We start from the raw sequence: 14,258 nt of genomic DNA, 5'->3' as shown, positions 1-14,258 counted from the left end.
AGTTCTTAGCCTTTCCTTTTCAGAATAGGTAAATTGGGAGTATTATTAACCTAACTAACTCAACCAATTGAAAAGAAAAGACTTTCTCTACTTATCCGGAATGGGGATGGGGGCCCTGCTGCTTCCTGATCTCTCTGCTTTCGGAAATCCAATAGATCCCTTGCAAGCACTCGAGGGAGTAGATGTAAAAATTAAAAAAGAACTTGCTGATGTTGCTTTAAATGCAGCAAAATCTAAAGGAGCCAGCTATGCTGATATCCGTATCGGACGTTACCTCAATCAGTTTGTCGCCACCCGCGAGAAAAGAGTACAGGGGGTAGCCAATACGGAGTCGTATGGTATTGGAGTCCGGGTCTTGGCCAATGGATGCTGGGGTTTTGCCGCAACAAACAAAGTGACCAAAGAAGATGTGGCAAAGGCAGCAGAACAAGCCGTAGCCGTGGCAAAAGCAAATGCTAAAATACAAGGAGAACCCGTTCAGCTGGCCCCACAAAAGGGCTTTGGGGAAGTGAGCTGGAAAACACCGATAGAAATCAATGCTTTTGAAGTGCCCGTGAAGGAAAAGGTAGACCTCTTACTGAACGTGAACGACATCGCCATGCAAAATGGAGCAAGTTTCGTCAACTCGGTCATCTTTGCGGTGAATGAACAGAAATATTTTGCCTCGACAGATGGTTCTTACATCGATCAGGATGTTCACAGGATCTATCCTTCCTTCAATGTGACAAGAATAGACCGGGAATCAGGGAAATTTCAAACAAGATCTGCATTGAGCTCGCCAATGGGAATGGGCTATGAATATATGAATGCCCGTCCGGAGGATAAAGTACAAGGTGTAGTGACCCGCTATAAAGGTCGTTACGACATGCTGGAGGATGCTAAATCTGCGGCACTGAATGCAAGTGAGAAAGTAAAAGCCAAATCTGTAGAGCCAGGAAAATACGACCTGGTGCTCGATCCTTCCCATTTATGGCTCACGATCCATGAATCTGTTGGTCACCCGACAGAGCTCGACAGGGTGCTCGGATATGAAGCCAATTATGCAGGAACAAGCTTCCTGACCCTCGATAAATGGAAATCTAAAAAGTTCAAGTTCGGTAGTGATAAAGTAAATGTGATCGCTGATAAAACCCAGGTAGGCTCATTGGGCGCGGTAGGTTATGATGACGAAGGGGTGAAATGTAAAAAATGGGACATCATCAAAGATGGTATCCTGGTAAATTATCAGGCCATCCGTGATCAGGCACATATCATCGGGCTCACAGAATCCCAGGGATGTTGTTATTCACAAGGCTGGGATGATGTACAGTTTCAGCGTATGCCTAACATCTCCTTACAGGCAGGAAAAGAGAAACTCAGTGTAGATGACATGATCAAAAATGTAGAAAAAGGAATCTATATCATCGGAAATGGCAGTTTCTCCATCGATCAGCAACGCTATAACTTCCAGTTCGGCGGACAAACATTCTATGAGATCAAAAATGGAAAAATTGTAGGTATGCTCAATGATGTAGCTTACCAGTCGAACACACAGGAGTTTTGGAATTCCTGCTCAGCGATCTGCGATCAAAGTGATTACCGCCTTGGTGGCTCGTTCAACGATGGTAAAGGACAACCATCCCAAAGCAGCGCAGTATCGCATGGTAGTGCAACTACCCGTTTTAATGGAGTTAATGTTATTAATACAGCAAGAAAGATTTAATTATGGCCATATTAAGTAAAGAAGAAGCCCAGGCAATATTAAAAAAGGTACTTAGCTTTTCAAAAGCAGAGTCCTGTGAAATCAGTTTAAACGGATCTGATGGCGGAAATATCCGCTATGCAAGAAATGCCGTATCTACCGCCGGACAAATCAGCGTGATGGACCTGGCAGTGAGCTCCACCTTTGGCAAGAAAACCGGGACGGCAACGATCAATGAGTTTGATGATGCCTCCCTGCAGAAAGTAGTAAAAAGATCCGAAGAACTGGCGATGTTAGCCCCGGAAAATCCGGAGTTCATGCCCTTATTAGGTCCGCAGGATTTTCAGGAAAGCCCAACGTATAATGAAAATACAGCAGCAATGACGCCTGATACCAGGGCAGAAATGGTGGGTAAAAGCTTACAGGTATCCAAAGCGGCCAACCTGGAAGCAGCAGGATTTCTTGAAAACGCTACACGCTTTGATTCGGTGATGAACTCCAAAGGTTTGTTTGCCTATAACAAAAGGACCAATGTCTCTTTCTCGGTAACGGTAAGAAATCAGGCAGGAACAGGCTCAGGTTATATTGAACAACAATTCAATGACCTTGCCAAAATGGATACCCTTGCCCTAAGTAAAATTGCAGCTTCAAAAGCAAACGGCTCTGCAGGTGCCAAAGCGATTGAACCGGGAAAATATACGGTTATATTGGAACCATTGGCAGCAAGTGACATGCTGGGGAATATGTTCAGAGGCTTTGACGCCCGCAGTGCAGACGAAGGCCGTAGCTTTATGAGCAAAAAAGGTGGCGGTACCCGCCTGGGAGAACAACTGTTCTCGGAAAATGTAAACATTTACTCCGACCCTATGAATCCGGAAGTCCCTTCTGCAACATGGACCGATGATGGACTTAAAGTGAAAAGAACGCAGTGGGTAGAAAAAGGAGTGGTCAAAAACCTGGCCTATTCCAGATATTGGGCAGGACAAAAAGGAGTGGAACCCGTTCCTTTTAACCGAAGTATTGTAATGGAAGGAGGGACACAATCTCTGGAAGACCTGATCAAAAGTACAGAAAAAGGGATTTTAGTAACACGGTTCTGGTATATCAGATCTGTAGATCCTCAGACATTGTTGCTGACAGGGTTAACAAGGGATGGTACGTTTTATATAGAGAATGGAGAGATTAAGTTTCCTGTTAAAAACTTTAGATTCAATGAAAGTCCGGTGATTATGCTCAATAATGTGGAAGCATTGGGGAAACCGGTCAGGACAGGAAGTGGAATGATTCCGCCAATGAAGATCAGGGACTTTACATTTACTTCATTGTCTGATGCAGTTTAGATTTTTAAACAGGGTTTATTGAGCAGGATTTGTTCAGCAAGATCTATTAAGCAGGATTGTTAAGCAAGGTTTAATAAGCAGGATTGTTGAGCAAGGTTTATTGAGCAGGGTTTGTTAAGCAAGATTTAATAAGCAAGGTTTATCAAGGACTGAAAAAGAAGCATTACTATTCAAAGGCTGGAATTTTTGCCCTGAAGGGGGCAAATCTTCCTAGGCCTTTTCATAGAACGCAACTTTTTCCTGGAAGCCCCTCATAGTTTGTTATGGAAGATGCTTAGCTTTTTTGTCTTTTTTTTGTCGCAAAATATTGGAACCAGCAATTGGAGCAAGATGATTGAGGTGATTTGATTCTCATGCTATTTAACTTGTTAGAGCCGATGCTCGTTTGATCTGTCTGAAGCAGGGATTGTTTAGACGGTTAAAGACCAAATACTATTTAGCTTGCTGAGACCGATGCTCGTTTGATCTGTCTGAAGCAGGGATTGTTTAGACGGTTAAAAGCCAAATACTATTTAGCTTGCTGAGGCCGATGATCGTTTGATTCATTTGAAGCCAGAATTATTAACAATAATTACCATGATGATTAAATTATAGAAATTGAGAAGAAGAGACTTTTTATATATGACCGGAATAGGCCTTGGTGCCTCTATGGTCCAGGGTATACCGGCTTTTGGGAGAGAGATCAGCGTGGAAGAGGCATTGACGCCGGTTGACGTTAAGCTGAAAAAGAGAATGGCCGATGTTGCGCTCAATGCTGCCCGCTCAAAAGGAGCCACCTATGCAGATGTTCGTATTGGCAGGTATTTAAACCAGGTGATTGCAACCAGGGAGAAACAGGTGCAAAATATTGCCAATTCTGAATCCTATGGGATGGGCGTAAGGGTGATTGCCAACGGCAGCTGGGGATTTGCAGCAACCAATAATCTCGATAATGACAGCATTGCCAAAGCAGCAGAAATGGCAGTGGCCATCGCTAAAGGAAATGCAAAGCTCCTGGTAGAACCTGTACAGCTGGCAGCACAGAAAGGTTTTGGTGAGGTAGGCTGGAAAACTCCGGTGGAGGTCAATGCGTTTGAGGTTCCGATTACAGATAAGGTCAGCATGTTGCTGAATGCAAATAGTGAAGCCATGAAGGGAGGAGCAAAGTATGTGAATTCCAACCTTTTTATGGTCAATGAACAGAAATATTTTGCTTCTACTGATGGATCTTATATCGATCAGGATATTCATCGGATCTGGCCCACATTTACGGTGACAGGTATTGATCCTTCGGGTGGGAAGTTTGAAACCAGAAATGCACTCAGTGCACCAATGGGAATGGGATTTGAATACCTGACACCGAAAGATACTGAAAAGATCAAAGGTGGCCCGGTAACCATGTATAAGAAACGCTATGATTTGATGGAAGACATTAAAGAGGCCACGGTCCATGTTGCGGAGAAATTAAAGGCTAAACCGGTATTACCTGGGAAATATGATCTCGTATTGGACCCTACGCATTTATTCCTGACGATTCACGAATCTGTCGGGCATCCAACAGAGCTGGACCGGGTGTTGGGCTATGAGGCCAATTACGCAGGAACAAGCTTCCTGACCCTGGATAAATGGGAAAGTAAACGGTTTAATTTTGGGAGTAAGGCCGTAAATGTGATTGCTGATAAGACAGAACCAGGATCGTTAGGAGCCGTTGGCTATGATGATGAAGGGGTGAAATGTGGCAGTTGGGACATCATTAAGGATGGAATTCTTGTGAATTACCAAACGATCAGAGACCAGGCGCACATCCTTGGCCTTAAAGCTTCTCAGGCTTGTTGTTATGCGGATAGCTGGGAAAGCATCCAGTTTCAGCGGATGCCGAATGTATCTCTCGCGCCAGGTAAAACACCACTAAGCGCAGCAGAAATGGTGAAAAATGTAGAAAAGGGGATCTATATGTTTGGCCGGAACTCGTATTCTATAGATCAGCAGCGTTACAATTTTCAGTTTAGTGCACAGCTGGCTTATGAGATCAAAGAGGGTAAAATCGTTGGAATGCTGAAGGATGCCTCTTATCAGGCCAATACACAAGAGTTCTGGAATTCCTGTACTCAGCTCTGCGACAAAAATGATTACCGTCTGGGGGGAACATTTGCAGATGGAAAAGGCCAGCCAGGACAAGTGAGTGCAGTTTCTCATGGTAGTCCAACCTCCAGATTTAATGGGGTCAATGTGATCAATACAGGAAGAAAATTAGGATAAAAAAAATAGGGGAGCTTATAGCTGTAAGCTGTAACTTTTTTAAGCGGGGGGCGTCTGATAATTACTAACTAATTAACCTTAAAACCACCTTAACTTGAAACGTAGAAATTTTATTTATTTAACAGGCATCGGCGCAGCAGCTGCGATGCTTCCAGCCATTCCCGTTTGGGGAAATGAAGTCTCCCCGGAAAGGGCTCTTGAGTACATCGACCCCGCTGCCAAAAAAATCCTGACGGATGTAGCCATGAATGCAGCACGCTCCAAAGGAGCTACTTACACCGATGTACGGATAGGACGATACCTGAACCAGTTTGTCGTTACCCGGGAGGATAAAGTACAGAATATTGTAAACACGGAGTCTTATGGTGTCGGAATCCGCGTCATCGCAAACGGATGCTGGGGATTTGCTGCCACAGACAAAATGGATAAAGACAGTATTGCAAAAGCAGCAGAACTTGCCGTATCTATTGCCAAAGAAAATGGCCGCTTACAGACAGAACCAGTAAAACTTGCTCCCCAGAAAGGATATGGAGAAGTGAGCTGGAAAGCACCAATTGAAAAGAACGCTTTCGAAGTTCCCATCAAAGAGAAAGTAGACCTTTTATTGTCAGTTAATGATGCTGCCATGAAAGGCGGTGCCGATTATATCAACTCTGTCTTGTTTACCGTCAACGAGCAAAAATATTTTGCCTCTACAGACGGTTCCTATATTGACCAGGATATCCACCGCATCTGGCCAACTTTCTTCATCACTAAAATCAATAAGGAAAGCGGGAAATTTGAAACGAGAAACTCCTTAAGTGCACCTACAGGTAAAGGCTATGAGTACTTAGATGCCAGGCCGGAAGATAAAATAAAAACTGATTCCGGAATCCTTTATAAAGGCAGATATGACATGCTGGAAGATGCCAGACAAGCCGCTGCACAGGTAGGCGAAAAGTTAAAGGCCAAATCTGTTGAGCCAGGTAAATATGACCTGGTGCTTGATCCTTCACACTTATGGCTAACCATTCATGAATCCTGTGGACACCCTACAGAACTTGACCGTGTGCTGGGTTATGAAGCAAACTTTGCCGGAACCAGCTTTCTTACCCTGGACAAATGGGAGTCTAAAAAATTCAAGTACGGCAGCAATGAGGTAAACATCACGGCCGATAAAACGGAAGTGGGCTCATTGGGTGCAGTAGGTTACGATGATGAAGGTGTGAAATGTGGCAAATGGGATGTGATCAAAGATGGGGTGTTGGTAAACTATCAGGCAATCAGAGACCAGGCACACATTGTTGGACTGGACCATTCTCAGGGATGCTGCTATGCCGACAACTGGAGCAGCGTACAGTTCCAGCGTATGGCAAACATCTCCTTACAGCCAGGCAAAAAGCCTTTGACCATTGCAGACCAGATTAAAAATGTAGAAAAAGGAATTTATATTGTTGGAGATGGCTCTTTCTCAATTGATCAGCAACGCTACAACTTTCAGTTCGGCGGACAACTGTATTATGAAATTAAAGCAGGTAAAATCGTTGGCATGCTAAAGGATGTGGCTTATCAGGCCAATACTCAGGAGTTCTGGAATTCCTGTACCGCCATCTGTGATCAAAGTGATTACCGCTTAGGTGGGTCTTTCTTTGATGGCAAAGGCCAGCCAAGCCAGTCGAGCGCAGTATCTCATGGATCTGCAACGGCGCGTTTTAATGGAGTTAATGTAATCAATACAGCTAGAAAAATCGGATAGAAATCATGGCAATACTAACTAAAGAACAAGCTAAAGCGCTTTTAACGAAAGTCCTTAGCTACTCAAAAGCAGAACAATGTGAAGTAAATCTCAACGGATCCGATGGTGGTAATATCCGATATGCAAGAAGCTCCGTATCTACCAGCGGTGGAATCAGTACCAACAGTTTGGTGGTCACTTCCGCCTTTGGAAAGAAATCCGGTGTGGCAACGATCAATGAATTTGATGATGCTTCCCTGGAAAAAGTGGTTCGCAGAGCTGAAGAACTGGCGCAACTCGCCCCTGAAAATCCAGAGTTTATGGATTTCCTTGGTCCACAGGAATATGGGCCCGAGTCGCCAACATTCTCAGAAGCCACTGCTGCAATGGGCCCTAAAGAAAGAGCCGATGCCGTGCAGGCCAGCTTAAACCAGGCCAAAGAAAATAAACTCAATGCTGCCGGATTCTTGTCCAACAGCACAGGGTATTCGGCCATGATGAACAGCAAAGGCCTGTTTGCCTATAACAAATCAACCGATGTGGCTTTCAACATTACCATCAGAACAGAGGATGGAAAAGGTTCAGGATATGCAACCAAGGGGTATAATGACTATACTAAACTGGATACCAAAGGTGCCACTGCCATCGCCGCAAAAAAGGCCATGGCTTCCGTAACCGCAAAAGCAATAGAACCAGGGAAATATACCGTTATCCTAGAGCCAACCGCAGTAGCAGTGATGCTGGAAAACCTGTTTTTTGACCTTGATGCCAGACGTGCTGATGAAGGACGCAGCTCAATGAGCAAGCCAGGAGGAAAAACAAAAGTAGGAGAGCAGCTGCTCGATGAAAGGGTCAATGTTTACTCTGATCCATGGAATCCGGAGCTACCTACCGCCACATGGAATGGCGATGGAAGACCTCAGCAAAAAGTCAACTGGATAGAAAAAGGAGTAGTGAAAAACCTGTATACTTCCATGTATTGGGCAGCTAAGAAGGGCATCAAGTCACTCCCAAGTCCGGGTGGAGCCATCATGCAAGGCGGCACAAAAACATTGGAAGAACTGATCAAAGGCACAGAGAAAGGGATCCTGGTTACCAGGTTGTGGTATATCCGTTCCGTAGATCCTCAAACACTATTGCTGACAGGCTTAACAAGGGATGGTACATTCTATATCGAAAACGGAGAGATCAAATTCCCGGTTAAGAACTTCAGGTTTAATGAAAGTCCGATCATCATGTTAAACAATCTTGATGAAATAGGGAAGTCAGAAAGGACCGTAAGTGCGGAGTCTGATACAAATTACCTGTTGCCGGCATTGAAAATAAGGGATTTTACCTTTACTTCATTGTCTGATGCGGTTTAGGTGATTTAAATATCTTTTCTGAAAGAGAAATTTTGAAGGAAAGTATTAAAAAGAGGTGTTGAAAGAGTAGTATTGAAAAAGAAATACTGAGAACGAAGTATCGATAAAGAAATACTGAAAAAGGAGTATTGAAAAAGAAATATTGAAAAAGAAGCATTACTATTCAAAGGCTGGAATTTTTGCCCTGAAGGGGGCAAATCTTCCTAGGCCTTTTCATAGAACGCAACTTTTTCCCGGAAGCCCCTCATTTCTGTTAACCAGGATGTTTAGCTTCCTTCCTTCCTTCCTTCCTTCCTTCCTTTTTGGGACAAACGGTTTTAACTTCACTTTGATAATCAGTCTTTTATTTTTGATTGACAAACAGTAATTTTTTCATTTTAGAAAACCATAAAAACATCTCTTTTCCTTTTGGACCTGCATTTGAAATACGTTTAAGGCATCTCGTAGATGCAAGGTAAGCTAGCTGGTTTGCTTTGATTTCCGTTTTGACGTTAATAAGGGATTCTCCTGCCAACAGAGCACGATATAATATTACAGTTTTCGAGATTAGTCTATTGAGTAGCCTTAATTTTTTGGAGCCATCAATTTGACCGTTTAGTTTTTCAATGAGTAAACTAGACCATTGTGAGCTCATGGAATACGACATGCTTTGATCCGCTACGATTGGATCTTTCGGAAAATATGGCGTGGCACAATTGAGCAATATTTTTTTGCAATATTTTAGTTTAAAAAAGATACCTGCTCAGAAAAGGCCTAGGAAATTTGCCCCCTTCAGGGCAAAGATTCCAGCCTTTGAAGAGTCAGATGTCTTTTTTAAAAGTAAAGAAGTAATGAACGAAGGACGTAATAAAGAACTAAGCAATAAATAATGAAAGTAAGTAATGAAGAAAGCGGTAAAAAAAAAAGCCCTGAAATCTAAATTCCAGGGCTGTTCAATAAGCAAAAATCAAGCTTAATTGTTAATATTTGGGTTGTTATCTAATTCCGCCTGTGGCAGAGGAAGCAGATAATACGGACTATTCGGTACAAAATCGGGATTAACTTTATCAGGGAATTTAAGCGTGGTATGTTGTTTCGCTAATACCTCTTTAGTTTTACCATCAGGGGTAGTTACTGTTACTTTTAGTGGTTGTCCGTCTGCACCAAGAGCAGGGAGTCTAACCACAGCAGTTTGCGTTCTTAAGATATCTGACAATGAGAAACCTTCTCCCCAAAGTTCCTTTCTTCTTTCTATAAGAATGGCGTTAATCACTTCTTCTTTGGATTTTGATCCCAGGATAAAAGGACTTGCTTGTCTGGCGCTGAGTAACTCATTCAGAATTGTTGCTGCTTTAGACAAATCACCACTTCTGGCATAGCCTTCAGAAGCGATAAGGGTCATTTCTGCTGATCTCATTAGTACAATATCAGCCGTTACATCCGGGCGGAATTTGAATTTCTGATAGCGAAGGTAACCTTCTCTTCCTGGTAATCCATCCCATAAGAACAATTTAGTCCTGATATCGGTAGCGTCAAAGAGCTTTAGAAAGTTCGGATCCGCCATAAAGCTGTAATAATATGAAGCACTGGTGGTCACATCAATATAATGGAAATTATAACTTGCATTACTTTGATCAGCCTGTTGTCCCTGACCCCAGATCCATTCACTGTTTTTAAGGTCATTAAATCCATTGGCATATTCAGCAACAGGCATGTAGCTGTAATTTTTCTTAGCTTCCAGTGCCTCCTGTGCAGCGAGGTCCCATTTACCCATATTCAGATAAGTTCTGGCAAGCAAACCATGTACAACATCGATGTTGATTTTGTATTTGGTTGTATTCGGACGGTTGTAAGCCGGCAGAGATTTAGCAGCCTGAGTTAAGTCTGAAACAATCTGTTTATAGATGTCTTCAAGACTGGACTTTGCCTTGGGTACTGAATTGGGCGTGGTTGGTTCTGTGTATAGCGGAACTCCTTTTGCTAAGGGATTTACCTGGTAATTGAACTGATAATAAGTGACCAGGCTCAAATAGCTATTGGCCCTTAACGCCAATGCCTGTCCTTTAATCCTTGCTTTGTCGGCATCAGATCCGGAAGCAGCATCAATTTTAGTGATGATGTTATTGCAGTTGTCAATTACTTTATAATTGAGGGTCCATATGGCGCCCAGACGACTTGTATTTGACGCATGGGTAAAATTATAGGAGTCTGCGTATCCATATTTGTTTTGGATAATAGCAACATCATCACCCATGGCATCACTCATTCTTAAAAGGGTAGAATAACCAGGATTTGCAAAAGTGAAAAAAGTCTCATGCATATAGGCCCATGTGCCATTCAGAACCGTTTCAATGTTTGCCGTGTTGGTATAAATAGCAGAAGATTCTACTGCATTTGTCGGACTGGTATCCAGTGCTTTTTTGCAGCCCAGAAAGGGTAGTAGAAAGGCTGCAGCAGTTATATATGTAATTTTCTTTAAGTTCATCGTTGTAAGTTTAAATTAGAAAGTAAGGTTAAGACCTGCAGAGAAAGTCTTCATTGAAGGATACCTGAAATAGGTTGTCCCTCCGATGGTTTGCTCCGGATCCATTCCTTTATGTCCATAGAAAGTAAGCAGGTTCTCTCCCGTAAGGGTTAGCTTTAAGTTATACAATCCCCATTTGCTCGCTATAGACTTAGGTAAACTGTAACCAACAGTCAGGTTTTTCAGACGTGCATAGGTTGCACTGTATAAAAATCTTGTGGAAGCCTGGGCCCATCCTGCATCGTCGGTAATTAACCTTGGTACATCAGTATTACGGTTTTCCGGAGTCCAGTGGGTAAGAATTTCTTTTGACCATGGACGGCCGATGGATCTTCCTGCATGCATTAATCCCATGTAATCCCCATCAAGGATCTTCCCACCGATGCTATAAGATAGCAGGGCATAAATCTCAAATTCCTTATAGTTGAAAGTATTTGAAATACCACCCGTAAGAACCGGTAAAGAGGTCTCCTGAATATATGGTGTTGCACTGGAATAAACATTTGTCAATACCTTATTTCCTTTATCGTCAGTTCTGTACCACTGAGGGTCTCCGTTTTCAGGATTTACACCAGCCCACTCTCTAAGGAAGAAATCAGAAGAAGTACCGCCAATATACATGATCTTGCTTCCGGTTTTAATCTCCTTTTGCGGAAGGTCTGTGATCGTATTTTTATAATGGGTCGCATTCAGACCGATGGTCCACCTGAAGTCTGTGGTACGTACCGGAACTGCATTTAGCTGAACCTCAATACCTACATTTTTTAAAGCGCCAACATTATCATCGATAGCACTATATCCTAATGAAGGTGCTATAGGCCTGCTAAACAGCAAGTTTTTGGATCTTCTGTCGAAATACTCTATTGTACCGCTGATGCGGTCTTTGAACAAGCCAAAATCAAAACCTATATTTAAGTTCAGATTGGTTTCCCATAGTAAGCCCGGAGTTTCCAGTCTTGAAGTCACCAGTCCGCTTTCGCCAAGATTAGGCTTAATGATGGAAGTGCCTTTATGCGCAAAATAGGTTCCGAGATTGTCATTTCCCTGTGCACCGTAGCTGCTTCTCAGGGTCAATGTACTTAACCATGGTGTTTCTTTCAGGAAAGCTTCTTCTGAGATTTTCCAGGAAGCTCCCAGCGACCAGAATGTTCCCCATCGTTTAGCAGGGGAGAACCTTGAACTGCCATCAGACCTTAGGGAAGCAGAAAAGAAATAACGTTTTTTGTAATCATATTCTGCTCTTCCCAAGAAACTTAGCAGGGCGTATTCAGTGGAGTTTCCATTAAAACCGGTGAGTTGTGCAGCAGCATCAGGCTCATCAAAACCCGGGAGTACAAAGCGCTGTCTCGAACCGGAAATGACTCTATAATTAAATTTATAAAATTCCTGACCTGCCAATAAGTTCAGGTGATGGTCTTCTTTAAAGGTTTTCTCATAAGTGAGGATGTTATTCCAGGTCCAGGAATAGGTTCTGCTGTTACTTTTAGAAACATCTCCTCCGGTCGTCACTCCATCTCCTAATAAAGGATTCGTGTAACTATGGGTGTTATTGTTCAGATAATCACTGCTGTAAGTGGTTTTGAATTTTAGCTCAGGAATGATCGTTGCTTCAAGGAATGCCCTTGCAGAAACATTATCCTTCATGATTTCAGATTTATCTAATCCTACTGTTGCGGGAAGGTTACTTCTTGGAATGGCCGAAGCAGGGCGGTAAGCCCCAAAATCAGGAACTTTATTTCCATTTACATCTAACTTAAAGGATCCATCAGGATTGCGTTCGAAAATAGGGTAAAAGCTTGGAATTGCTCTTGAGTATTGAATTACGTTAGCCGTGTTGCTGTCTTCCGAAGTCGGATAATCCTGTACTGAGTTTGCAGCAGAAACGTTTAAGCCGGCGGTAAGCCATTTTTTTGCTTGTGTAGTCAGGTTGATTCTGGCGCTGTAACGTTTATATCCTGAAGCCAGTGCAATCCCTCTGTCGTCAAGGTAGCCACCGGAAATGTAATACTGGCTTTTCTCCGAACCTCCGTTAAAGCTGAGGTCTGCCTGAGTTCTCCGGGCGGTTTGTTGGGTCGCTTTTCCCCAATCATTGTCCCATAAAGGAGTCGCTCCGGGAACGATCTTTCCGTCCAATCCTACCGGAATTGGATAGTTTTGACCGTAAGGGTTGATGCCCAGGTCTGTAATCAACTGCCTGCCGGCAGCAAGTCCCAGTGCTTCATCTGTAAAAGTCGGGTTCGAGACTCTTAGTTTGTTCTTTGCTGCTAACCAATAACTTTCAAAATACTCATTCGTAGTTACCTGCTCGTAATCTTTTACTCCGCGTTTGGAAACTCCCTGACTTAAACTTGCACTGATCTGGGTTTCTCCATTTTTTTTTCCGGTCTTAGTGGTGACGATAATTACACCATTAGCACCTCTGGAACCATACAATGCACTGGAAGCAGCGTCCTTAAGAATACTGATAGATTCTATATCGTTCGGATTGATGGAACTTAAATCACCTGAAAACGGGTTTCCATCTACCACATACAAAGGATCACTGGAAGCATTGATAGAGCCAATTCCGCGGATACGAATAGTGGCAGATGTACCAGGTTGCCCGCTGGCAGCAACAGCCTGAACACCGGGTGCCAGGCCTTGCAATGCTTTAGTGATGTTGGATACCTGCCTGTTCTGAAGCTGATCTCCTGTGATTCGGGAAACGGCTCCGATAATGTCCCTTTTCTTTGTCGTACCATAGGCAACCACCACCACTTCATCCAGTTCATTCGACGCATCGGTTAATACTACGCTTAAGTTCTGTCCGGCATTGGCAATGAGATCCTGACTGGCAAAACCAAGGAAAGAAAAGGTAAGCGTTTCCTGAGCTTTACTCAGCTTCAGGTTAAAGTTACCTGATTGGTCCGTCGTTGTTCCCAACTTGGTTCCTTTAATCAGGATGCTCACCCCAGGCAGGGGGAGCTTGGTTCCTTTTTCAATTACTTTACCCGAGACGTTATATACCTCCTGGGCCTTGGCAAATTGAATGAAGAACAAAAGAAATAAAATAGATAATTTCGTTTTCATCAGAAATTTGTTGTTTAGTGAATGATTACTGTAAGATAATAATTTGTTTACGTTGAAAATTTCCTGAAACGGAAATTTTTGACAATAGTTTTCCTTTAGCAGTATAAATTCCTGCTTGTGCCTTTTAGATATCGTTTAAGGAAGGATTAAGCCATACAGCAACACATTCGATGTGTTGAGCTGGTGTTGTGGATTAAGCTCGCTGTGAAGTCAGCAATCTGATAGGGGTGGAGTAGAAAATTATTCATAATGTCTCTTTACTTGTACGTATTATTCGTTTCGCCTGCAAAGATAAATAAAAATACTACTAAATCTGTAGACTTTAAGTAAAAACCATCAAAGAATTGTC

General features: G+C 42.9%; 8 protein-coding genes. 5 read left to right on the top strand and 3 right to left on the bottom strand.

Annotated features, from left to right (window positions below):
• Positions 1-67: 67 nt before the first annotated feature.
• The 5 genes from BUC20_RS05155 (at position 68) to BUC20_RS05135 (ending at position 8,337) form a co-directional block, all read left to right on the top strand.
• A complete protein-coding gene (locus BUC20_RS05155; RefSeq protein WP_073228244.1) occupies positions 68-1,702 on the top strand; it encodes a TldD/PmbA family protein in 1,635 nt (544 codons plus the stop codon).
• 2 nt (positions 1,703-1,704) lie between these two features.
• A complete protein-coding gene (locus BUC20_RS05150) occupies positions 1,705-3,021 on the top strand; it encodes a TldD/PmbA family protein (RefSeq protein ID WP_073228241.1) in 1,317 nt (438 codons plus the stop codon).
• 597 nt (positions 3,022-3,618) lie between these two features.
• Positions 3,619-5,259 carry a TldD/PmbA family protein gene (locus tag BUC20_RS05145; RefSeq protein ID WP_073228239.1) on the top strand — a complete coding sequence of 547 codons (1,641 nt, stop codon included), beginning with the start codon at positions 3,619-3,621 and terminating at the stop codon, positions 5,257-5,259.
• Between the two features lie 94 nt (positions 5,260-5,353).
• Entirely contained in the window at positions 5,354-6,994 is a 1,641-nt protein-coding gene (locus BUC20_RS05140; RefSeq protein WP_073228236.1) for a TldD/PmbA family protein, read from the top strand.
• Positions 6,995-6,999: 5 nt separating this feature from the next.
• A complete protein-coding gene (locus tag BUC20_RS05135; RefSeq protein WP_073228233.1) occupies positions 7,000-8,337 on the top strand; it encodes a TldD/PmbA family protein in 1,338 nt (445 codons plus the stop codon).
• 343 nt (positions 8,338-8,680) lie between these two features.
• Here BUC20_RS05135 and BUC20_RS05130 read toward each other — a convergent pair whose 3' ends face one another.
• From BUC20_RS05130 to BUC20_RS05115, 3 genes are all read right to left on the bottom strand, one after another.
• Positions 8,681-8,971: a hypothetical protein gene (locus BUC20_RS05130; protein WP_143166698.1), complete on the bottom strand. Its 291-nt coding sequence runs from the start codon at positions 8,969-8,971 to the stop codon at positions 8,681-8,683.
• A 318-nt stretch (positions 8,972-9,289) separates the two neighbouring features.
• Complete coding sequence (locus BUC20_RS05120; protein WP_073228226.1) at positions 9,290-10,801, bottom strand: RagB/SusD family nutrient uptake outer membrane protein; 1,512 nt, start codon at positions 10,799-10,801, stop codon at positions 9,290-9,292.
• Positions 10,802-10,816: 15 nt separating this feature from the next.
• Positions 10,817-13,909, bottom strand: coding sequence for a SusC/RagA family TonB-linked outer membrane protein (locus tag BUC20_RS05115; RefSeq protein ID WP_073228224.1), 3,093 nt, complete (start codon positions 13,907-13,909; stop codon positions 10,817-10,819).
• Between the last annotated feature and the right edge of the window lie 349 nt (positions 13,910-14,258).

The sequence above is a fragment of the Pedobacter caeni genome (genome assembly GCF_900129215.1).
Lineage (GTDB): Bacteria > Bacteroidota > Bacteroidia > Sphingobacteriales > Sphingobacteriaceae > Pedobacter > Pedobacter caeni.
This window is presented reverse-complemented; position numbering and strand designations above follow the sequence as displayed.